We start from the raw sequence: 22,766 nt of genomic DNA, 5'->3' as shown, positions 1-22,766 counted from the left end.
AATGCCCAACCCTGTCGATCCCGTGCCGCCGCTGCCGCGCATTCACGCCCTGGACCCCCAGCAGGCGGAACAAAGCTGGGAAAACGCCCCGCAACTGCTGGCGGCGCTCAATGCCGCACGGCTTGGCGCCTGGAGCTGGGATATCGACAGCGGGCGGATCAGTTGGTCGCGCGGCACCCAGGCGCTGTTCGGCTTCGACCCCCGGCAGCCATTGCCCAAGGACCTGGACTACCTCGACCTGCTGGCCGCCGAGGACCGCGGCCGCGTGATCCGGGCGTTTCACGCGGTCCTGGCCGGCGCACCCTTCGAACAAGCCATGCATCACCGCATCCAGTGGCCGGACGGCAGCCTGCACTGGCTGGAAATCAATGGCAGCCTGCTGCCGGATGCGTCCGGGCGCCGGCGCATGATCGGGGTGATCCGCGAAACCACCCAGCAGCGCGAACGCGAACATGCCCTGGGCCACTCCGAAAAACGCTTCGCCACGCTGTTCCACCTGTGCCCGAACATGGTCCTGCTGACCCGCCAGGAAGATGGCCTGATCAGCGAAGCCAACCAGTATTTTGAAAGCCTGTTCGGCTGGCCGGTGGCCGATGCCATTGGCCGCACCACCCTCGACCTGGGGCTGTGGGTCCACCCGGAGCAACGGGCCCTGTTGGTCAGGGCGACCCAGCGCAAGGGCGAGCCCATCACCATGGAGGTGCAATTTCGCGCCAGCAACGGGCAAATCCATGACGGCACCCTCAGCGCACAAAAGGTCGAGCTCGAGGGCCAGGCCTACCTGATCAGCACCTTCCTCGACACCACCGAACGCAAGAACGCCGAGCAGGCCCTCAAGGACAGCCAGGAACGCCTGGACCTGGCCCTGGACTCGGCCCAGTTGGGCACCTGGGACTGGCATATCCCCAGCGGCATGCTCTACGGCTCGGCGCGGGCCGCGCAGTTGCACGGCCTGGATCCGCACCCGTTCCATGAGTCGTTCGACGCGTTTTTTGAAGGCATGCCCGATGAAGAGCGCGCCAGCATGCGCGATGCCTATCGCACCTTGCGTGAGGGGCCGGCGGGCAACTACCAACTGACCTACCGCGTGCAACTGGAAGACGGCAGCTCGCGCTACCTGGAAAGCCGCGCCCGCCTCTACCGTGACGCCCAGGGCACGCCGGTGCGCATGGCCGGCACCTTGCTGGATATCACCGACCAGGTGGAACGCGAACAGCGCCTGAGTGCCTCTGAAGAGAAATTCGCCAGCCTGTTCCTCGCCAGCCCCGACCCGATCTGCGTCACACGCCTGGCCAGCGGCGAGTTCATCGAAATCAACCCCAGTTTCAGCCAGACCTTTGGCTGGGCCGCCGCCGAAGTCATCAACCACACCGCCGAGCAGATCGGCCTGTGGGATCAGCCAACCCAGCGCCTGCAGCGCATCGAGCAGGTGATCCGCGAGCAGGCGCTGAACAACGTGGCGATCATCGTCCACCACAAGAACGGCCAGCGCCTGACCTGCATGATTTCCAGCCGGCTGATCAAGGTCGGCAACCAGCCCTGTGTGGTCACCACCCTGCGCGATATCACCCAGCAACAGCGCTCGGAGGCGGCGCTCAAGGCCAGTGAGGAGAAATTCGCCAAGGCCTTCCATTCCAGCCCCGATGCGGTGTCCATTACCGAGCGCGACACCGGGCGCTATGTGGAGGTCAATGACGGCTTCTGCCGCCTGACCGGCTACCGCGCCGAAGAAGCCATTGGCCTGACCCTGTACCAGATCGGCATCTGGGCCGATGAAAACCAGCGCGCCGCGCTGTTGGCCGAATTGCAGATCAAGGGCCGCATCCATCACCTGGACATGCTCTGGCACAACAAGCGTGGCGAGTTGCTGGCGGTGGAAGTGTCGGTCGAGCCGATTACCCTCAATGAAACCCCGTGCCTGCTGCTGACCGCACGGGATGTCAGCCTGCTCAAGAGCGCGCAGGCGCAGATCCGCCATTTGGCCTATCACGACCCGCTGACCAACCTGCCCAATCGCGCCTTGCTGATGGACCGCCTGAGCCAGCAGATCGCCCTGCTTAAACGCCACAACCTGCGGGGTGCGCTGCTGTTTCTGGACCTGGATCACTTCAAGCACATCAACGATTCCCTCGGCCACCCGGTGGGCGACACCGTGCTGAAAATCGTCACTGCGCGCCTGGAGGCCAGCGTGCGCATGGAGGACACCGTGGCGCGCCTGGGAGGGGACGAATTCGTGGTGCTGCTCAGCGGGCTGGAAGGTACTCGGTTAGAGGTCAGCAAGCAGGTGCAGTTGCTGTCCGACACCCTGCGCGAACTGTTGTCCGAGCCGATGTTTCTCGATGGCCAGCGCTTGCAGGTCACCCCCAGCATCGGCGTGGCGCTGATTCCCGACCACGGCTCGACCCCGGCCGACCTGCTCAAGCGCGCGGATATTGCCCTGTACCGGGCCAAGGATTCGGGGCGCAATACCACGCAGATGTTCCATAACAGCATGCAACGCACCGCCAGCGAGCGCCTGCGCATGGAGACAGACCTGCGCCTGGCGTTGTCGCGGGGCGAGTTCAGTGTGCATTACCAACCCCAGGTCGATGCCCGGGGCAATCGCATTGTCGGCGCCGAGGCCCTGGTGCGCTGGCAGCATCCGCAGTTGGGTGCGCAATCGCCGACGGAGTTCATCAAGGTTCTGGAAGACAGCGGGCTGATTCTCGAGGTGGGCACCTGGATCCTCGACGAAGCCTGTGGTGCCTTTGCCCGGCTGATCGCCGAAGGCCTGGTGGAGCCGGACGGCTTCAGCCTGTGCGTGAATATCAGCCCCCGGCAGTTTCGCCAGAACGATTTTGTCGAACGGGTAGAGCGCAGCCTCAAGCAGCATCAACTGCCGTTCACCTTGCTGAAACTGGAAATCACCGAAGGCATCGTGATCCAGAACCTGGACGACACCATCGGCAAAATGCGCCGCCTGAAAAAACTCGGGGTCAGCTTCGCCATGGACGATTTCGGCACCGGTTATTCGTCATTGACCTACCTCAAGCGCCTGCCAGTCGATGCCTTGAAGATCGATCAATCGTTTGTGAGGGACGCCACCCACGACCCGAACGACGCCGAGATCATCCGCGCGATCGTGGCCATGGCGCGCAGCCTGAACCTGGAGGTGATTGCCGAAGGCGTAGAAACGCCCGAGCAACTGGCGTTCCTGCAGGGGCTGGGTTGCCATCTGTATCAGGGTTATTTGCACAGCCGGCCGTTACCCCTGGATGCATTTATAGAGCTGTTACGGCCAGGCGCCGGGACCTGAAGAGCGCTCTGGGTCCCTGCGCCGGGTATCACACTAATTTCAATGCCCGGTGGAAGTGCCCCTGCCAGTGCGAGTTTTCCAGGCTGAGTTTTTGCCCATACAGGTCCAGCTTGCCGTCGATCACCGCCACCGAGTGGTAGGTGTTGGCCAAGGTGCCCGTGGTGCCACGAGCCAGCTCTTCCACCGTGCTTTCACGGATATAGGCAAACAACCCAAGCCGACGCAATGCGGCGCCGGGGTATTCACCGTCGTTGAGTGTTGCCATGGCAACCTCGTAACTTTGGTTGCCACGCGAATCGTTGTTTTCCACCTGGGCCCGCTTGGCACTCACGGCGTACAAGAAGTTGGCATCGTCCAGCAGCGCCGGATTGCTACCCTTCAAGTTGGAGGCAGCCTTGGCCTGTTTCAGTTCATCGTGGGTCAGGGTCAGCTTGAAGGAATCCCTCATGAGCACTTCATAACCCTCAGCCGTGGCGGTGATCTTTTTAAAGATGCCTTGGGGATTTTGTCCAAACCGCATCATGGCCGCCTTGATCGCTGACACGGTGACACAGTTGCCTTCTGCCCCCTGGTAAAAACCGTTCCAGATATCTGCGGGCTGGGTGCCTATGGGCACACTGGATAATTTCAGGTCAGGTAAATCGACGGTTGCGGGCGATACGCAAGGCACAGTCTGGTCATTGAACAACATATAACCGTAACTTCTATCAACCCGCTGTTTTTGCCCATAATTATGTTGGGTATTGTCCATGACAAACGCGGAGCCAAAATTATGGGTTTCCACCACACCTACGGCGCCGCTGGCGGCCATGTAAGTGGCAGGCACAAACTGGGCAAAACCAATCATCCCCATGCCCCGCAGGCAGTTCTGCATCGTTTCACCCTCAAGGCTCTTGTGCAGGACCTTGTCGAAACTGTCATAGCCACCTGCTTGTTGTTTGCGCTTGGCAAAAGCGGCGAGTACAACGTTGGCGTCGTTGATGGCTGATTGGTCGTTGCCGGAAAATCGCGAGGCCTGCGCCGTAAGTTTTAGTTCATCATGGGACACATGAACCTTAAACTCATCTTTCATCGTAATGTCATAACCATCACCGGTCGATTTAATCTCATCAAACATATCGCGGGGGCTTTGACCAAAGGTCATCATCATCATTTTGATAACAGCCGCATGGGTACTATTGTCAAAATGCTCACCGAATCCACGGGGGGTGGCGGTAAAGGCATTCACGATATCTTGGGGCTTCTCCCCGCTACTAGTTGAAAAAACGTCAGCAGAAACAGCATTGACAGGTTTATCACCCAGCCTATAACTGTCAGTAAATGACCGATTGAGCATATTCACATTCATGACAACCTCCTAACCACAGACTTATTAAAAGTATGACAAGCAAGACATCGCGCAAACCCGCGCATGCCAAGCATCAGGAAAACCCAAAGTAAAATTAACGTTAAAAACCTGCGCAGGAAAACAACAGCCACTCTTATAATTTAAAACGACAACTACACAACACTACTGATCACCCGATTAACGCCACTGCATCCCCATACCGCGGCGCCCTGCCTTTTCGACCCCATAACTCTTCCTTGCCGTCGATCACTGCGACCGAATGCCGGGCACGGTTGACCATCCCGACCTGGCCGCGGGCCAAGGTATTTACCGGGACATTTTTTATATGCTTCTTTAAGCCCAAGCGCTCGAACCCTTCCCCTGCGCCACGCTCATCTTCACCATCATTGAGACTGCGGATGGCCGCGCTGAAACTTCTCGCCGCTCGACCATCGTTGTTTTCTATCTGCGCACGCTTGGCACTGGCAGCAAACAAAAACTCAGCGTCCTTGAGCATGCCCCTGTCGCGCCCAAAAAAACGTGCGCCCGCTGCCGCCTGTTTCAACTCCTGGCTGGTCAACGTCAAATGAAAACCGTCACGCATCGTCACGTCATAGCCGCGCTCGGTTTTACTGACATTTTTGTAGATATCAGTGGGGCTTTGTCCAAACTTGTGCATGGCGGCCTTGATCGCTGAAACCGTTACGCAATTGCCATCCGGCCCTTGGCGAAAACCACCCCAGATATCATCGCATTTGGCCCCATTGCGCTTGGTCGACAAATCCGGAAGAGGTGTCTGGGGCTTTGGCACTAACGGTAAGGGCTTGATTTCAGGCGTGACAGGCGCGGGAACAACCTTGGCTTTATCAAGCTCCTTGCCACCCGACAGCAGCGCTGTAATTTGGCTCATGAACGTACTGAACATTGAAATGATGGTTTGCAAGTCCGCCGCCTGGTTTGCCCCACAGCCGTCCAGTTCAGCGACATGCCTAGGCGAGTGCTGATGGGAAAACCTGCTGACAGCCGAGCCCTGTAGCGAGGGGCTAGCGGTCTCAATACTAAAGGCTCCTGCCAAGTACCCGGAACCATTACACATGACGCTGGAAGCACGGTTAACGCTTGAAACAGACATGTTTTTTCTCGCACAAAGTGCCCCTCCGGCCGATCACTGACCGGAGAAGCAACTGATTGAAGTTAGAGGTCTATTGGCCCAAGAGGCGCGTTAAAACCGGCGATAGGGACGCGCCGACCACCCCATTTCATCAGGGCGGCATTCCGGCCCCGCAGCGGTCACATCCGGCTCAGGCCCAGGCTTATCCGGTAGCACTTCAGGGTTTGGCAGCGGGGATACCTCAGGCTTTACGCGGCTGTCATTCGGGACGGTCGGTTCAGGCACCGCGTCGGGTGTCACCGCTGCAACACGGTTGGGCACCAAGCCCGGCCTCGCCCGACCATCACTCCCAGGCACCTGGGTATCAGGCGTCACCTTCGCATCGTTATCGGGCACTACCGTCGGCTTGGACTGCGGGCCAGGCCTCACCTGAGCGTCGTGGCGTATCACCACACCTGGCTCGGGTTCGAAACGAGGCGTCACTGTGACGCCGCCGCGCGGGCTGGGTGGCTGGTGAGTCGATGGGCAGTGGCAGTTGTTCACATTCACGTTCACCTGCACATGGTTGTCCGACGACACCTTGGCCTGCGCTTCTGGAGTCCCTGGCATAACCTTGACCTGCGGCAGCACCACAGGTTGTTTGCCGCCATCCAACATTACCTTGACTTCTTTGCCGGGAGTCGCGGGCTTGGTGTCCGTGTCCAGTTTTTGCTCGGGCTTCTTATCGGTATCAACCAGGACCTTGGCGTCCTTGCCCGCAGGCACGGGCTTGCTTTCGGCGTCCGGTTTTAGCTCGGGTTTCTTGTCGCTATCAACCAGGACCTTGGCGTCCTTGCCCGCAGGCACGGGCTTGCTTTCGGCGTCCGGTTTTAGCTCCGGTTTCTTGTCGCTATCAACCAGGACCTTGGCGTCCTTGCCCGCAGGCACGGGCTTGCTCTCGGCGTCCGGTTTTAGCTGGGGCTTCTTGTCTGTATCAAGCAGTAGTTTGGTGTCGTTGCTCGCAATCGCAGGCTTGCTCTCAGTGTCGGGTTTCTTCTCGGCTAGCTTGTCCGCATCGAGCTGCTTTTTTAAAGCCTGGCCTGAAATCAACAGTTTGCCGGTGGTCTGCGGTGTGTGCGTAGTAGGTTTGTCTCCACCCACCTGTGCCTTTGCATCCTTAGTGGTAATGGCGGCTCTGTCCCCAAGAGCGGGTTTGGTTTCAGACGGTTTATCCGCCGTGGGCAAGGCCTCGGAAGGATGCTTTTTACCCGACAACACATCTCGCATTGCCTTGAAGAGCAGTTCGAACATATCCAGCAGCTTTGCAAGAGCATCCGTACTGACAGTTGTATTTTCCCGCCCAACTTCAACATGCCGAGTGTGTTCCGGCACTACGCTCGACTTAGTATTTAACAACTTACTCACATCACCACTTCCAGGCGGCGCGACCAGATCAAGCTGATGATTAGCAATCATTGACGCTCGGAGGATTATTAACAGACAGATAAGACATTATTCATCCCTCTTTCAGAAAAGCACCAGGACGTTCAGACGCCCATGACAAACACTGTTTTTTTATGACTTGAAACGGCAGCGACCGTATCGAAGTCACTGGATTCGTGGGGAAATAAGCGTTCTGGTTCCAGATATCGCGGAAAACATAAGGACACTAAAAGGTAACTTAGGACTTTTACCCATGGACTTCTGCCGAAAACCTGCTTTTCTACGGCTTGTGCCTGATAAAAACACGTCATACCCGTTAATAAACTGCTGCGAGGAAAAAAACCGTTATGATTCACCGAGTGTGCATGACAGCGCCCATGATATTTCCCGCGCGACTAAGACTGCTGCCATGCCTCCAAACAAAGAAACACTCTAACTATGCAAACACGCATCAAACCAAGAAAGTTACACACACCTGCTAGCAAACAAATAAAACAACACACCCTCAACTAAACAAAACTCCCCTCGCTATCGATTAAAACACCTGCAACCTCCTTCAAGACCCTAAACAAAAAAAGGGCGCCAGAGGCGCCCTTTTTGCAGATGATGAAAGATTTAAAAATATGCGCTTAGTGTTGCAGCGCCGGCTTCTGCGCCCCATTGATCGGGATACGCTTGGCCTTTGCTTCTTCCGGCACGACCCGCAACAGATCGATGCTCAGCAAACCGTTACTCAGGTCCGCAGCCTTGATCTCGATATGGTCCGCCAAGCGGAATGACAGCTTGAAGGCCCGCTGGGCAATGCCTTGATGCAGATAGGTGACACTCTCAGCCCTGGTGTCGCGCTTGCCGCCGCTGACGGTCAACACGCCCTTCTCCACCTGCAACTCCAGATCGTCTTCCTGGAAACCGGCGGCCGCGATCACAATGCGGTATTGGTCTTCGCCGTGTTTCTCGACGTTATAAGGTGGGTAGCTGCTGCCCGGCTCATTGCGCAATGCGGTCTCGAACAGGTCGTTGAAACGGTCGAAACCCACGGAAGAGCGGAACAACGGCGCCAAGGAAAATGCGGTACTCATAGGTCAAATCTCCTGAAATATCAGCAAGGTTCTTTATCTCCACGACCCGAGTTCGGCATCGTGTAATCCCTAGATAAGGACCACCCATTACATTTCAAGAGAGGCTGTAAGAAAAATTTCAGGCCGCTTGCGGGTGAGGCATACCGAGCAAACGACTGACCTGCAGCAGATCGGTTTCCCGGCGCAGCGCGGTAAACAGCTCCACGGCTTGCGGGTAATTGCGCGTCAGCATCGCCAGCCACTGCTTCAAGCGGCCAGGAGCCTGGCGCTCAGTCAGTTGCGCTACAGACTGCGTCCAGAACTCCCGGAGCATGGGCTGCATCTCCTCCCAAGTCATCTCTACCACCTCCTCACCTGCACGCGCAGCGGCGATTTGCCGGGCCAGGTCGGGACGCGCTACCAGGCCGCGGCCGAGCATGATGTCTTCGACCCCACTGATCTCGCGGCAACGCCGCCAGTCCTCGACGCTCCAGATATCACCGTTGGCAAATACCGGCACCTTGACCACGTCCTGCACGCGCGGGATCCATTCCCAATGGGCGGGGGGCTTGTAGCCATCGGCTTTGGTCCGCGCATGCACCACGATGTGCGCCGCGCCACCTTCGGCCAGGGCCGTGGCGCACACCAGCGCGCCATCCGGGCTGTCGAAGCCCAGGCGCATCTTGGCGGTCACCGGGATATGCGCCGGCACCGCACGACGCACGTGCTCGACGATCTGGTTGAGCAGCTCCGGCTCCTTGAGCAGCACCGCACCGCCACGGGATTTGTTGACGGTCTTGGCCGGGCAGCCGAAGTTCAGGTCGATTACCTGCGAACCCAGCTCGCAGGCCAGCGCGGCGTTTTCCGCCAGGCACACGGGGTCGGAACCAAGCAACTGCACGCGCAACGGCACGCCCGCAGCGGTCTTGGCGCCGTGCAGCAGTTCAGGGGCAAGCTTGTGGAAATAGGCCGGGGTCAGCAGGCGGTCGTTGACCCGGATAAATTCGGTCACGCACCAATCGATACCGCCCACCTGGGTCAGCACATCCCGCAGGATGTTGTCGACCAACCCCTCCATGGGCGCCAAGGCAATTTGCATGGAAAACACTCAACGAAAAACGTGGCGCAGTTTACTGGGTTTCCCACAGTAACCGTTAACCCCCTTGTCAGATGTGCAACGCCACGCCATAGCCCTCGATAAACTCCGCCGGCATGCGCTTGGGCTTGCCACTGGAGAGTTCGATACAGACAAAGGTGGTTTGTGCACGCAGCAAGGTGGTGCCATCACTGGGGCGTATCAGTTGGAAGCGCCGGGTCATTTTCAGGCGCTGGTCCCAATCGACGATCCAGGTCGCCAATTGCAACTCATCACCTTCGTAGCCCGCCGCCAGGTAATCGATTTCATGGCGCACTACCGCCATGGCCCGATCCAGGCGCCGGTACTCGCTGAGGTCCAGGCCCAGGCGCTGGGAATGGCGCCAGGCGCAACGCTCCAGCCAGGAAACGTAGACGGCATTATTGGCATGCCCCAGGCCGTCGATATCCTCAGGGGCCACCTGCAGATCGATGATAAACGGCTTTGCCAAGTCCCAGCCCATGCCCTGCTCCCGGTCGATTAGTGTCGGCGGCGAGCAGTGTAACCCATCGTTCGGCTCAAGCGGTTTGCCGCGCTGGTTCACGACAGCCGGCCAGTAGCGCCAGTACGCCTTCGACCACCCGGGGATCGGCCAGGACTTTCTGGTGCCCGCCTTGCTCCAGGCGCAACAGGCGGCTGTCGAACCAGGCCTCGTGGATCATCTGCGAAGCTTTGACCGGGACGAAGGTATCGTCTTCGGCATGCACGATCAGGCCCGGGATGTTCATTTGATAGTGCGCCACATCCAGGTGCTTGAGCGGGATGCCCAGGGAGTACTCGACCTCCTGGATAAACGCCGCCCGTGCCCGCGCCGGCATGCCGACCACTCCGGCAAAGCCGCGCAATACATCGAGCAAGCGGGAAGGCGCGGCAATGCTCACCAACGCATTGGTGCGCAGGCCCAACTGGATGGCCAGCATCGCACTGGCGCCGCCCATGGAGTGGCCGACCACCGCGTGCAACGGCGGCAACTCAGCGGCAGCCTCCAGCATCGCCCGGGCAAACAGCACCACGTGGGCCTCGCGGCCCGGCGAGCGGCCATGGGCCGGACCGTCGAGGGCAATCACCGAGTAGCCGGCACCCACCAATGCGTTGATCAGGCTGGCGAACTGCGTCGGGCGCCCTTCCCAGCCATGCATCATCAGCACCGCCGGGCCCTGGCCCCAGCGCAGGGCCGACAGGCCAAAGCGCAAGGTGATGCGCTCGGCCTGCGCCAGCAGCGGCAATTCCCAATCACGCGGCGGCAGGTCCCGCGGCGTCATGAAAGCGCGACGCATCTGGTTGGCGATGGTCTGCGGCGCCAGCCTGCCCACGGTGCCGTTGACACGACGAATCCAGCTCAAGGTGCTCATCCATTCACTCCCCAGGCCCGCAAGCCTTGTTCAGCGCACTGCCGACTTGGAGGCGCGTAATACACGGTCCGACAATTCGCCAGGCCCCAGCGCCCGGGCCAATGCCAGACCACCAATCATCAAGGCCATGTCGGCCAGGGCCTTATCGGTGTCTTCCGGGCTGGCAGCCAGTTGTGCGGCCATCAGTTCGACGTGCCGGTTCAATACATCGCGAAATTCATCTGGCAGGCGGCTCATCTCGCCGACCGTGGCCGGGATCGGACAGGCCTGGGCGGTGGAATCACGGTGCTTGCGCGACAGGTAGAACGCCGCCACCAGGGCTCGGCGCTCTTCGCCTGTCAGGCTGGGGTCCATATCGTCGATAGACGCCCGACGCGTGGCCAATAGCTGCTCGAACGCCTCCAGCATCAAGGCGTCCTTGCTTTCAAAGTGGGCGTAGAAGCCACCAACGGTCAGCCCCGCCGCTCCCATGACTTCACCCACACTCGGTTCGGCCGGGCCACGCTGGATCAGCGCGGAGCTGGCGGCCTGCAAAATACGTTCACGGGTTTGCGCTTTCTTATCGCTCATGACGGCCTCCGAATATTACGGTTAAAATATTATCTTCATAATAATTTTTAGCAAGCACTGAATTCGACCGTTGGTCAGAAGAAGTTCTTTGAAAGAGGGAGGGAGAAAACCCAAACGCCAGACAAACAAAAGGGCCATTCAATAATTGAATGACCCTTAAAAATCCCGCAGAGCGGGTAATCGTGGCGTCCCCTAGGGGACTCGAACCCCTGTTACCGCCGTGAAAGGGCGGTGTCCTAGGCCACTAGACGAAGGGGACACAAACCTTCTATACAACTGATCAGGCTGAACCTGATCGATCCAAGGACGGTGTGGCCGGAACCTTGAACCTGTAAATTGGTGGAGCTAAACGGGATCGAACCGTTGACCTCTTGCATGCCATGCAAGCGCTCTCCCAGCTGAGCTATAGCCCCGATTTTTCGCCTGGCGGCGCAGCAGACCTTGCGAGCTGCTTGTTGAAACTGGCGTCCCCTAGGGGACTCGAACCCCTGTTACCGCCGTGAAAGGGCGGTGTCCTAGGCCACTAGACGAAGGGGACAAAACCTTCTGTACAACATGATCAAGCTGGGCCTGATCGATTCAAGGACGGTGTGGCCAGACCTTGGACCTGTAAATTGGTGGAGCTAAACGGGATCGAACCGTTGACCTCTTGCATGCCATGCAAGCGCTCTCCCAGCTGAGCTATAGCCCCTCATCGGTGAGGACGGGGCGAATCTTAATGGCGCTTTGAAAGGCTGTCAAATTTATTTTCAACAATTTCCAAAATTTTTTGCCGGGATAACAATCACTTACCGTCAAAACCCCGCAAAGCCGGGGTTTTGCCCTCACCAGCGCTTAACTAAGCGATAGCAGCCAGCAGCTTTTCCCATTCCTTGTTTTCTTTCTTTGATACACCGCCAAGCAAATCAAGGGCTTGGCGCAGACGGAAACGGGTCAGGTCCGGACCGAGGATTTCCATCGCATCGAGTACCGACACCGAGCTGGCTTGCCCGGTAATTGCGGCAAACATCAGCGGCATGGCATCGCGCAGCTTCAGTTCCAGGGATTCGACCACGGCCTGGATGGTCGCGGTGATGGCCTCTTTTTCCCACTGGCGCAGGCTTTCGAGCTTCCACAGGATCAACTGCATCAACTGGCGAACCTGGTCAGCCGAGAGTTTTTTCGACTCGAACAGCTTGGCATCCGGGTTCACGCCACCGGCAAAGAAGAAGCTGGCCAGCGGGGCGACCTGGCTGAAAGTCTCCACCCTGCCCTGCACCAGCGGTGCGATCTTCATCATGTACTCGGGGTTCAACGCCCACTGCTGCACACGGCTGGCGAACTCTTCCACCGGCAGGTCACGCAGCCATTGGCCATTGAGCCACGACAGCTTCTCGATATCGAAAATCGGCCCACCCAGCGAGACACGGGACAGGTCGAAGTTATCGACCATCTCCTGCAGCGAGAACTTCTCGCGCTCGTCCGGCATCGACCAGCCCATGCGGCCCAGGTAGTTGAGCATCGCTTCAGGCATGAAGCCCATACGCTCGTAGAAGGTCACCGAAGTCGGGTTCTTGCGCTTGGACAGCTTGCTCTTGTCCGGGTTACGCAGCAGCGGCATGTAGCACAGCTGCGGCTGTTCCCAGCCGAAATATTCGTAAAGCAGGATCAGCTTGGGTGCCGACGGCAACCATTCTTCACCACGCAACACGTGGGTGATGCCCATCAAGTGGTCGTCGACCACGTTGGCCAGGAAGTACGTCGGCAGGCCGTCGGTCTTCATCAGCACTTGCATGTCCATGCGGTCCCACGGGATCTCCACGTCGCCACGCAACATGTCCGGCACCACGCACACGCCTTCGCTCGGCACTTTCATACGGATCACGTGCGGCTCACCGGCGGCCAGGCGCGCGGCCACTTCGTCCTTGGACAGCAGCAGCGCGCGGCCGTCGTAGCGCGGGGTTTCGCCGCGGGCCTGTTGCTCGGCGCGCATCTGGTCCAGTTCTTCGGCAGTGCAGAAGCACGGGAAGGCGTGGCCCATATCAACCAGTTGCTGGGTGTATTGCTTATAGATGTCGCTGCGCTCGCTCTGGCGATACGGGCCGTGCGGGCCGCCAACATCCGGGCCTTCAGCCCAAGTGATGCCCAACCAGCGCAGGGCATCGAAAATCTGCTGTTCCGACTCACGGGTCGAACGCACCTGGTCCGTGTCTTCGATCCGCAGGATGAATTCACCGCCGTGCTGCTTGGCAAAGCAGTAGTTGAACAAGGCGATGTAGGCAGTACCGACGTGGGGATCCCCAGTAGGCGATGGCGCGATGCGCGTGCGGACGGTGGTCATGGCGGGTCTCGAATGGGCAAAAAAGCTGAAAATAAAACAAGGGGCGAATGGTAACAGCCCCAAGCCCCCTGGCTCCAGCGTAGGCCGATCAACAAAGGGCATATAAGCCAAGGTTGGGGCTGGAACCTCGACATGGCTATTTGCCAGATCGTTAGCTGGCTATATTCCATTACCTTTTGTAACTGACACTGCGCCGCCATGCCTGCCCAACTCAAACGCCGCCTGTTTATCTTCCTGTTTATCGTCGCCCTGGTCGCCGCGGGCTTCTTTGCCCATTGGTTCTTCAAGGGACGTTTTTATGAAAGTACCGATAACGCCTACGTGCAGGGCGAGATCACCCGGGTCTCCAGCCAGCTTGGCGCGCGCATCGCCGAGGTGAAAGTGGGCGATAACCAGCACGTAGAAAAAGGCCAGTTGCTGGTCATCCTGGAGCAGGACGACTTCCTGCTGGCCATCGACCGCGCCAACGCCGCCCTCGCCACCCGCGAAGCCGAGCGTTTGCAGGCCACGAGCAAGCTGACCCAACAAGCCAGCCTGATCGCGGCCGCCGATGCCCAGGTGGCGTCCAGCCAGGCGACCCTGGGCCGCGCGCAGATCGACTTGTCCCGCGCGCAAACCCTGCGCAAGCCCGGCTATGTCTCGGAAGAACGCGTCACCACCCTGTCTGCCGACAACCACATCGCCCGCTCCCAGGTCGCCAAGGCCCAGGCTGACTCCCAAGGCCAGCGCCAGCAAGTCAGCGCCCTGAACGCCGAGATCAAGCGCCTCGACGCGCAGATCGCCAATGCCCGCGCCGACATCGCCCAGGCCGAACTGAACCTGACCCGCAGCGAAATCCACGCGCCCATCAGCGGCCTGGTTGGCCAGCGCGCCGCGCGCAACGGCCAGTATGTGCAGGCCGGCGCGTACCTGCTGTCCATCGTTCCCGACCAGGACATCTGGATCCAGGCCAACTTCAAGGAAACCCAGATCGGCCATATGGCCCCTGGGCAGACGGCCGAGTTGACCTTCGATGCCTACGGCGATACCCCCATCGAGGCGCGGGTCGACAGCCTGTTCGCCGCCTCCGGCGCGCAGTTCAGCCTGCTGCCGCCAGACAATGCCACCGGCAACTTCACCAAAGTCGTACAACGGATCCCGGTAAAACTCACCTTTGCCGCCGACAACCCACTGCACGGCAAGATCCGCCCTGGCATGTCGGTGACCGTCAAAGTGAAGATCCAAGACCCTGACCATGGCCGGTGATCAACTGCTGCGCCCGGTCGGCGAACCGACCCGGCGCGACTGGATCGCGGTAATGAGCGTCATGCTCGGCGCCTTCATGGCGGTGCTCGACATCCAGATCACCAACTCCTCGCTCAAGGACATCCAGGGCGCGCTGTCGGCCACCCTGGAAGAAGGCTCGTGGATTTCCACCTCCTACCTTGTAGCCGAAATCATCATGATCCCCCTCACCGCCTGGCTGGTGCAGTTGCTGTCGGCACGGCGCCTGGCGGTGTGGGTCTCGGTGGGGTTCCTCATCGCTTCGCTGATGTGTTCCATGGCCTGGAGCCTGGAAAGCATGATCGTGTTCCGCGCCCTGCAAGGCTTTACCGGCGGTGCGCTGATCCCCCTGGCCTTCACCCTGACCCTGATCAAGCTGCCCGAACACCATCGCGCCAAGGGCATGGCGATGTTCGCCATGACGGCCACCTTTGCCCCCTCCATCGGCCCGACCATTGGCGGCTGGCTCACGGAAAACTGGGGCTGGGAATACATCTTCTATATCAACGTACCGCCAGGGCTGCTGATGATCGCCGGCCTGCTGTATGGCCTGGAGAAAAAGGCCGCGCACTGGGAATTGCTCAAAAGCACCGACTACATGGGCATCCTCACCTTGGCCGTGGGCCTGGGCTGTTTGCAGGTATTTCTTGAAGAGGGGCATCGCAAGGACTGGCTGGAATCGAGCCTGATCGTCAGCCTGGGCAGCATTGCCCTGTTGAGCCTGATCACCTTCGTCATCGTGCAGTTGTCCAAGCCCAACCCGCTGATCAACCTGGGCATCCTCGCCAACCGCAACTTTGGGCTTTCAAGCATTTCCAGCCTGGGCATGGGCGTGGGGCTGTATGGCTCGATCTACCTGCTGCCGCTGTACCTGGCGCAGATCCAGAACTACAACGCCCTGCAAATCGGCGAAGTGATCATGTGGATGGGGGTGCCGCAGTTGTTCCTGATCCCGCTGGTGCCGAAACTGATGAAATACGTGTCGCCGAAGTGGCTTTGCGCGGTGGGATTTGGCCTGTTTGGCTTTGCGAGTTTTTCCTCGGGCGTGCTCAACCCGGACTTTGCCGGCAGCCAGTTCAACCAGATCCAGATCATCCGTGCCCTCGGCCAGCCGCTGATCATGGTCACCATTTCGCTGATCGCCACCGCGTACATCCTGCCCCAGGACGCGGGCTCGGCGTCGAGCCTGTTCAATATCCTGCGTAACCTGGGCGGCGCCATCGGTATTGCGCTGCTGGCGACGTTACTGGATGCGCGGACCAAGACCTATTTTGACTACCTACGCGAAGCCATTGTGCCGACCAACCCGCAGGTGGCCGAGCGCATGGCGATGCTGACCCAGAAGTTTGGCAATGAGACGGCAGCGCTGGGCAAGCTCAGTGAGATTGCGCATCAACAGGCGCAGATCATGGCCTACAACGATGCGTTTCACTTCGTGGGGTTGGCGTTGGCGGTGAGCATGCTGGCGATCTTTTTGACCAGGGCGTTGCCGGCGGGGCTCAAGGCTGGGGAAGCCCACTAGACCGAGTTGCCCCTATCGCGAGCAAGCTCGCTCCCACATTCGACTGCATTCCAAAGGTGGAACTCGATCAAATGTGGCAGCTGGCTTGCCTGCGATGAGGCCCGAGCAGTCACTGCAAATTCAGACCGCCAGCAACCGCTCGCGCAACTTGCCAATCTCATCGCGCGTCTGCGCTGCCGCTTCAAACTCCAGGTCCCGCGCCAACTGGTACATCTTCTCTTCCAACTGGCGGATACGCTTGGTGATTTCACTCGGCGAGCGCAATTCGTTTTCGTACTTGGCGCTTTCCTCGGCAGCCTTGGCCATGCCTTTGCGCTTCTTGCTGCGCGAACCCGGTACGGTGGCGCCTTCCATAATGTCGGCGACGTCCTTGAACACGCCCTTGGGGGTGATGCCATTGGCCAGGTTGAACGCAATCTGCTTGTCGCGGCGGCGCTCGGTCTCGCCGATGGCGCGTTCCATGGAGCCGGTGATGCGGTCGGCGTACAGGATCGCGCGGCCGTTGAGGTTACGCGCCGCACGGCCGATGGTCTGGATCAACGAGCGCTCGGAGCGTAGGAAACCTTCCTTGTCCGCATCCAGGATTGCCACCAGCGACACCTCGGGCATGTCCAGGCCTTCACGCAGCAGGTTGATGCCCACCAGCACATCGAAGGTGCCCAGGCGCAGGTCGCGGATGATTTCCACGCGCTCCACGGTGTCGATGTCCGAGTGCAGGTAACGCACGCGCACGCCGTGGTCGGCCAGGTAATCGGTAAGGTCTTCGGACATGCGCTTGGTCAGCGTGGTGACCAGCACCCGCTCTTCCAGGGCCACGCGCTTGGTGATTTCCGACAGCAGGTCATCGACCTGGGTCAGGGCCGGACGGATCTCGATTTGCGGGTCGACCAGGCCGGTGGGGCGCACCAGTTGCTCGATCACCCGGCCCGCATGCTCGGCCTCGTAGTTGCCCGGCGTGGCGGACACAAAGATGGTCTGCGGGCTGATGCTTTCCCATTCGTCAAAGCGCATCGGCCGGTTATCCAGCGCCGAAGGCAGGCGGAAGCCGTATTCCACCAGGGTTTCCTTGCGCGAGCGGTCGCCTTTATACATGGCGCCGACTTGCGGCACGCTGACGTGGGATTCGTCGATCACCAGCAAAGCATCCGCCGGCAGGTAGTCGTAGAGGGTCGGCGGCGGCGCACCGGACTCACGGCCCGACAGGTAGCGCGAGTAGTTTTCGATGCCGTTGCAGTAGCCCAGCTCGAGAATCATCTCCAGGTCAAAACGCGTGCGCTGCTCCAGGCGCTGGGCTTCCACCAGCTTGTTGTTGGCGCGCAGGTATTCGAGGCGCTCGGCCAGCTCGGCCTTGATCCCTTCCATGGCATCCAAAAGGGTTTCACGGGGCGTCACATAGTGGCTTTTTGGATAGAAGGTAAAGCGCGGCAGTTTGCGGATCACTTCGCCGGTCAACGGGTCGAAGGCCGACAGGCTCTCGACTTCATCGTCGAACAGCTCGATCCGGATCGCTTCCAGGTCCGACTCTGCCGGGTAAATGTCGATCACATCCCCACGCACGCGGAAGGTCGCGCGGGCAAAGTCCATGTCGTTGCGGGTGTACTGCAAATCCGCCAGGCGTCGCAGCAAGGCGCGCTGGTCGAGTTTGTCGCCGCGATCGACGTGCAGCACCATCTTCAGATAGGTTTCCGGGCTGCCCAGGCCGTAGATGCACGAGACCGTAGTGACGATGATCGCGTCCTTGCGTTCCAGCAGCGCCTTGGTCGCCGACAGCCGCATCTGCTCGATATGGTCGTTGATCGACGCATCCTTCTCGATAAAGGTATCGGAGGACGGCACATAGGCTTCCGGCTGGTAGTAGTCGTAGTAGGAAACGAAGTACTCCACCGCGTTGTTCGGGAAGAACGCCTTGAACTCCCCATACAACTGCGCGGCCAGGGTCTTGTTTGGCGCCAGCACCAGGGTCGGGCGGTTGATCTGCGCGATCACGTTGGCGATGCTGAAGGTCTTGCCCGAACCGGTCACCCCGAGCAACGTCTGGTGAGCCAGGCCGGCCTCGATGCCTTCGACCATCAGGCGGATGGCCTCGGGCTGGTCGCCAGCAGGTTCAAAGCGGGTGACTAGTTGGAAATCCGACATAACGTACCTCTTGAAGTCACCCCAGACTGTAAACCCGTCGGGGACGAAAAAGACCACAGCCCGCGAAGTTTCAGAGCAGACCGTAGGAAAAAACCATGATAGCTGTAGAAGTGGAGGCGAATGTGACGGGTTTCAAGGCACTCGCCCTACATGCCTGTGGCCATCAATGTTGCAATAAGACTAACGGTCGATAAATAAACCGAAAAACTTGGCCGAAAAGCCGTTTCGGCTGTCGCCGCGAGCGGTGTTGGCCTCTATACTAGCTCCCCGTTTGTGCACCGCTCTAGTGCATTCGGCTGGAGCGCGACACGTCCCTCCATTCCCCCATAGAGCTGCCGCAAAAATGAGCCTGTTCTCCGCTGTCGAAATGGCACCACGCGATCCTATCCTGGGCCTCAACGAAGCATTCAACGCCGATACCCGTACTACCAAGGTCAACCTTGGCGTAGGCGTTTACTGCAACGAGGAGGGGAAGATTCCACTCCTGCGTGCCGTTGCCGAAGCGGAAGCCATTCGCGTGGCGCAACACGCCGCTCGTGGCTACCTGCCGATCGATGGCATTGCCGCCTACGACCTGGCCGTACAAAAGCTGCTGTTTGGCGCCGAGTCGCCACTGCTGAGCGCTGGCCGGGTGATCACCGCCCAGGCCGTTGGCGGCACCGGCGCGCTGAAAATCGGTGCCGATTTCCTCAAGCAGTTGCTGCCCAATGCCGTGGTTGCCATCAGCGACCCGAGCTGGGAAAACCACCAGGCGCTGTTTGAAAAAGCCGGCTTCCCGGTGCAGACCTATCGTTACTACGATGCCGCCACCCACGACGTGAACCGCGCCGGCCTGCTGGAAGACCTCAACGCCCTGCCCGCCCAGTCCATCGTCGTGCTGCACGCCTGCTGCCACAACCCGACCGGCGTCGACCTGAGCCCGGCCGACTGGAAAGACGTGCTGGAAGTGGTCAAGGCCAAGAACCTGGTGCCGTTCCTCGACATGGCCTACCAGGGCTTTGGCGACGGTATCGACGAAGATGCCGCCGCCGTGCGCCTGTTCGCCGAGTCGGGCCTGACCTTCTTTGTGTCCAGCTCGTTCTCCAAATCGTTCTCGCTGTACGGCGAGCGCGTGGGCGCACTGTCGATCGTCAGCGAGTCGAAAGAAGAAAGCGCGCGCATCCTGTCCCAGGTCAAGCGCGTGATCCGCACCAACTACTCCAACCCGCCGACCCACGGCGCGGCGATTGTGGCGGCGGTGCTCAACAACCCAGAGCTGCGCGCCCAGTGGGAAGCGGAACTGGCCGAAATGCGCCTGCGCATCCGCGGCATGCGCGAGCAGATGGTCAGCGAGCTGGCCAAGGCAGCGCCGGGCCATGACTTCAGCTTCGTCGGTCGCCAGCGCGGGATGTTCTCCTACTCCGGCCTGACCGTAGAGCAAGTCACCCGCCTGCGTAGCGAGTTCGGCATCTACGCCCTCGACACCGGCCGCATCTGCGTGGCGGCGTTGAACCAGGCGAACATCGCTGCCGTGACCAAGGCGATTGTGCAGGTGCTGTAAGCCTGAGCGCGGGGTACGAAGGGGGAAGCCAATGGCTTCCCCTTTTTTGTGCGAGACTCTGTAGGAGCCGGCTCCTACAGAGGCCGTGTTCCTTCACCATTGATATGAGCCGCCTATGAGAAACGACGACCTGGACCTGCGTGCCGACCGCGACGAACTGGACCACTTCACCCCGCGCACGCCCCCAGCCAAGCGGCCAAAAAGCCTGGTCCTGCAAGTCGCCCTGGGCGTCTTCCTCGGCGGCCTGGCCCTGTGGCTGGTACAGCTGGGCGCCACGGCGCTGATGGCGAAACTGGCGATGGGCACCCTGCAATTTGGTGGCTAGCTTGCCGCCTCCTGCAGAGGAATGCGTTCCTCCAGCAGTTGCACAAAGCTGTCCAGACTCTGCGACACCGTGCCCCGGCGCCAGATCAGCCAGGTGTTGAGCAGGCGGAACTCGTCCGCCAACGGCCACACGCTGACCGTGGTAAACCCCGGCATACTCTCCAGCATACTGCGTGGCATCAGCGCCAAACCGGCGCCGGCGCTGACGCAGGCGAGCATGCCGTGGTACGACTCCATCTCGAAAATCTTCCCCGGCACCGCGCCATCCTGGGAAAACCAACGCTCAAAGTGATGCCGGTACGAGCAGTTGGAGCGAAAGGTATAGATGCTCGCCCCGTTCACATCCTGCCCACGGGTGATCGGCCCGTGATGCAACGGCGCAATCACCACCATTTCCTCTTCAAACACCGCCACGCCTTCCAAGGTGGGGTGCAACACCGGGCCGTCGACAAATGCCGCCGCCAGTCGGCCCGATAGCACGCCTTCGATCATCGTCCCCGAGGGCCCGGTGGTCAGGTCCAGCTCGACCTTGGCGTGTTTCTGGTTGTAGGCCGCAAGCAACGCCGGGATGCGCACGGCGGCGGTACTTTCCAGCGACCCCAGGGCAAATGGCCCCTGGGGTTCCTCCCCCGCCACGGTGGCGCGAGCCTCTTGCACCAGGTCGAGGATGCGCCGCGCATAGCCGAGGAAATTCCAGCCGGCAGGCGACAGGCGCAGGCGACTTTTCTCACGGATAAACAACTCCACACCCAGGTCCTGCTCCAGTTGCTTGATACGCGTGGTCAGGTTCGACGGCACCCGATGAATCAATTGTGCGGCAGCGCTGATGCTGCCTTGCTCGGCCACGGCCTTGAAAATCTCCAGTTGCACCAGATCCAAGTCATTCTCCAATCGTGAACGTATTGCTTAATATTATTCAGTTCCCGGAAAAGATACAGCCCCGTACGCTGGGCATCTTCTCCAACACTGCGCAGGACGGTGCCATGACCGCTATTTCTCACCAGACCCATGCCTTGTCGATCAACCCCGCCAATGGCGAAACCGTCGGCAGCTACCCGTACGAATCCGCCGCACAACTGGACGCCGCCCTCACCCGCGCCAGCACCGCCTTTCGCAAGGGTCGCCATACACCTGTGGCACAGCGCGCCGAATTGCTCCTGGCCCTGGCCGGCGCTCTGCGCGAACAAGCTGAAGAAATGGCGCAAATGATCACCCTGGAAATGGGCAAGCCCATCGCCCAGGCCCGTGGTGAAATCGAGAAATGCGCCTTGCTGGCCGAGTGGTACGCCGCCCACGGGCCGGCCATGCTCGCGCCGGAGCCGACCCTGGTCGACAACGGTAGCGCCCGGATTGAATATCGCCCGCTGGGCCCGATCCTCGCCGTAATGCCGTGGAACTTCCCGGTCTGGCAGGTACTGCGCGGTGCCGTGCCGACCATGCTCAGCGGCAACACCTACGTGCTCAAGCACGCGCCCAACGTGATGGGCAGCGCCTACCTGATGCAACGGGCCTTCCACACAGCCGGTTTCGCCGAAGGCTTGTTTGAAGTAATCAACGTCACCGCGCACGGTGTGTCCCAGGCCATCGCCGACCCGCGCATCGCCGCCGTGACCCTGACCGGCAGCGTGCGCGCGGGTATCGCCATCGGCTCCCAGGCCGGCGCTGCGTTGAAAAAATGTGTGCTGGAACTGGGCGGCTCCGACCCCTTCATCGTGCTCAACGACGCCGATCTCGATGCCGCCGTGCAAGCCGCCGTGACCGGCCGCTTCCAGAATTCCGGCCAGGTCTGCGCCGCCGCCAAGCGCCTGATCATCGAGCAAGGCGTGGTCGAGGCCTTCACCGCCAAATTTCTTGAAGCCAGCCGGCAACTGGTGATGGGCGACCCGACATCGAACGACACCTATATCGGCCCCATGGCCCGCTTCGACCTGCGCGACGAACTGCACGCACAAGTCCAGGCGACCCTGGCCGAAGGCGCCAGCCTGCTGCTGGGCGGCCACCCCATCGACGGGCCAGGCAACTATTACGCCCCCACCGTCCTGGCCGATGTCACCGACCAGATGACCTCGTTCAAGCAGGAACTGTTCGGCCCCGTCGCCTCGATCATCACCGCCCGCGACGCCGACCACGCCGTGGCCCTGGCCAACGACAGCGAGTTCGGCCTCACCGCCAGCGTCTTTACCCGCGACCCGGCCAAGGCACGCGAGATCGCCAACCAGTTGGAAACCGGCGGCATCTTTATCAACGCCTACAGCGTGTCCGATCCTCGGGTGGCGTTTGGCGGGGTGAAAAAGAGTGGGTTTGGCCGCGAATTGTCACATTTCGGCGTGCGCGAATTCTGCAATGCGCAGACGGTATGGGTAGATCGGCGGTAGGCCGATCATCAAGATT

General features: G+C 60.2%; 17 protein-coding genes and 4 tRNA genes. 6 read left to right on the top strand and 15 right to left on the bottom strand.

The window, feature by feature from the left end; all coding sequences use genetic code 11:
• Position 1: 1 nt before the first annotated feature.
• Positions 2–3,295 (top strand): EAL domain-containing protein, encoded by a 3,294-nt coding sequence (locus ACSSVH_RS08400; RefSeq protein WP_169953448.1) that lies wholly within the window; start codon positions 2–4, stop codon positions 3,293–3,295.
• A gap of 28 nt (positions 3,296–3,323) precedes the next feature.
• On the opposite strand, the gene ACSSVH_RS08395 is transcribed toward ACSSVH_RS08400, so the two are convergent.
• The 13 genes from ACSSVH_RS08395 to gltX all read right to left on the bottom strand — a co-directional run bounded on the left by ACSSVH_RS08395 (position 3,324) and on the right by gltX (position 13,590).
• On the bottom strand, positions 3,324–4,643 hold the full coding sequence (locus tag ACSSVH_RS08395) for a hypothetical protein (RefSeq protein WP_492634347.1): 1,320 nt from the start codon (positions 4,641–4,643) through the stop codon (positions 3,324–3,326).
• 169 nt (positions 4,644–4,812) lie between these two features.
• Positions 4,813–5,565 (bottom strand): beta/alpha barrel domain-containing protein, encoded by a 753-nt coding sequence (locus tag ACSSVH_RS08390; RefSeq protein WP_346266497.1) that lies wholly within the window; start codon positions 5,563–5,565, stop codon positions 4,813–4,815.
• 279 nt (positions 5,566–5,844) lie between these two features.
• Entirely contained in the window at positions 5,845–7,188 is a 1,344-nt protein-coding gene (locus ACSSVH_RS08385; RefSeq protein ID WP_492634346.1) for a hypothetical protein, read from the bottom strand.
• A 596-nt stretch (positions 7,189–7,784) separates the two neighbouring features.
• Positions 7,785–8,234, bottom strand: a complete 450-nt coding sequence (locus tag ACSSVH_RS08380; RefSeq protein WP_169953444.1) for an Hsp20 family protein — start codon at positions 8,232–8,234, stop codon at positions 7,785–7,787.
• A gap of 118 nt (positions 8,235–8,352) precedes the next feature.
• The gene (locus ACSSVH_RS08375; RefSeq protein WP_169953442.1) at positions 8,353–9,312 is read right to left on the bottom strand and encodes a tRNA dihydrouridine synthase; all 960 of its coding nucleotides are present in this window, start codon (positions 9,310–9,312) and stop codon (positions 8,353–8,355) included.
• A gap of 67 nt (positions 9,313–9,379) precedes the next feature.
• Positions 9,380–9,811 (bottom strand): acyl-CoA thioesterase, encoded by a 432-nt coding sequence (locus tag ACSSVH_RS08370; protein WP_169953440.1) that lies wholly within the window; start codon positions 9,809–9,811, stop codon positions 9,380–9,382.
• Positions 9,812–9,866: 55 nt separating this feature from the next.
• On the bottom strand, positions 9,867–10,700 hold the full coding sequence (locus ACSSVH_RS08365) for an alpha/beta hydrolase (protein WP_169953439.1): 834 nt from the start codon (positions 10,698–10,700) through the stop codon (positions 9,867–9,869).
• A gap of 30 nt (positions 10,701–10,730) precedes the next feature.
• Positions 10,731–11,270 (bottom strand): TetR/AcrR family transcriptional regulator, encoded by a 540-nt coding sequence (locus ACSSVH_RS08360; protein ID WP_169953437.1) that lies wholly within the window; start codon positions 11,268–11,270, stop codon positions 10,731–10,733.
• A gap of 183 nt (positions 11,271–11,453) precedes the next feature.
• Positions 11,454–11,529 (bottom strand) — tRNA-Glu (locus tag ACSSVH_RS08355).
• A gap of 78 nt (positions 11,530–11,607) precedes the next feature.
• Positions 11,608–11,683, bottom strand: a tRNA-Ala gene (locus tag ACSSVH_RS08350).
• Positions 11,684–11,732: 49 nt separating this feature from the next.
• Positions 11,733–11,808: transfer RNA gene (locus ACSSVH_RS08345), tRNA-Glu, on the bottom strand.
• 77 nt (positions 11,809–11,885) lie between these two features.
• A tRNA-Ala gene (locus ACSSVH_RS08340) sits at positions 11,886–11,961 on the bottom strand.
• A gap of 147 nt (positions 11,962–12,108) precedes the next feature.
• Positions 12,109–13,590 carry a glutamate--tRNA ligase gene (gene gltX, locus ACSSVH_RS08335; RefSeq protein ID WP_492634345.1) on the bottom strand — a complete coding sequence of 494 codons (1,482 nt, stop codon included), beginning with the start codon at positions 13,588–13,590 and terminating at the stop codon, positions 12,109–12,111.
• A gap of 198 nt (positions 13,591–13,788) precedes the next feature.
• On the opposite strand from gltX, the gene ACSSVH_RS08330 reads away from it, so the two are divergent.
• On the top strand, positions 13,789–14,835 hold the full coding sequence (locus tag ACSSVH_RS08330; protein ID WP_169953433.1) for an HlyD family secretion protein: 1,047 nt from the start codon (positions 13,789–13,791) through the stop codon (positions 14,833–14,835).
• Complete coding sequence (locus tag ACSSVH_RS08325) at positions 14,825–16,375, top strand: MDR family MFS transporter (protein ID WP_170057800.1); 1,551 nt, start codon at positions 14,825–14,827, stop codon at positions 16,373–16,375. Before ACSSVH_RS08330 ends, ACSSVH_RS08325 begins: the two co-directional genes overlap by 11 nt.
• A gap of 120 nt (positions 16,376–16,495) precedes the next feature.
• On the opposite strand, the gene uvrB is transcribed toward ACSSVH_RS08325, so the two are convergent.
• A complete protein-coding gene (gene uvrB, locus ACSSVH_RS08320) occupies positions 16,496–18,511 on the bottom strand; it encodes an excinuclease ABC subunit UvrB (protein ID WP_170057799.1) in 2,016 nt (671 codons plus the stop codon).
• Positions 18,512–18,854: 343 nt separating this feature from the next.
• Here uvrB and ACSSVH_RS08315 point away from each other — a divergent pair, with 343 nt between their 5' ends.
• Together ACSSVH_RS08315 and ACSSVH_RS08310 are read left to right on the top strand one after the other, a co-directional pair.
• Entirely contained in the window at positions 18,855–20,051 is a 1,197-nt protein-coding gene (locus ACSSVH_RS08315; RefSeq protein WP_170057798.1) for an amino acid aminotransferase, read from the top strand.
• Positions 20,052–20,166: 115 nt separating this feature from the next.
• Entirely contained in the window at positions 20,167–20,376 is a 210-nt protein-coding gene (locus ACSSVH_RS08310; RefSeq protein WP_169953425.1) for a hypothetical protein, read from the top strand.
• Here the strand turns inward: ACSSVH_RS08310 and ptrR are convergent.
• Entirely contained in the window at positions 20,373–21,254 is an 882-nt protein-coding gene (ptrR, locus tag ACSSVH_RS08305) for a putrescine utilization regulator PtrR (RefSeq protein ID WP_492634344.1), read from the bottom strand. The two genes, ACSSVH_RS08310 and ptrR, sit on opposite strands and share 4 nt — an antisense overlap.
• A gap of 104 nt (positions 21,255–21,358) precedes the next feature.
• Between ptrR and ACSSVH_RS08300 the strand changes: the two genes are divergently transcribed.
• Complete coding sequence (locus tag ACSSVH_RS08300; RefSeq protein ID WP_492634343.1) at positions 21,359–22,750, top strand: aldehyde dehydrogenase family protein; 1,392 nt, start codon at positions 21,359–21,361, stop codon at positions 22,748–22,750.
• The last annotated feature ends 16 nt before the right edge of the window (positions 22,751–22,766 follow it).

It is taken from the genome of Pseudomonas sp. HC1(2025), assembly GCF_058742075.1.
The sequence above is the reverse complement of the archived record's forward strand: the minus strand, read 5'-3'. Positions and strand labels throughout refer to the sequence as shown.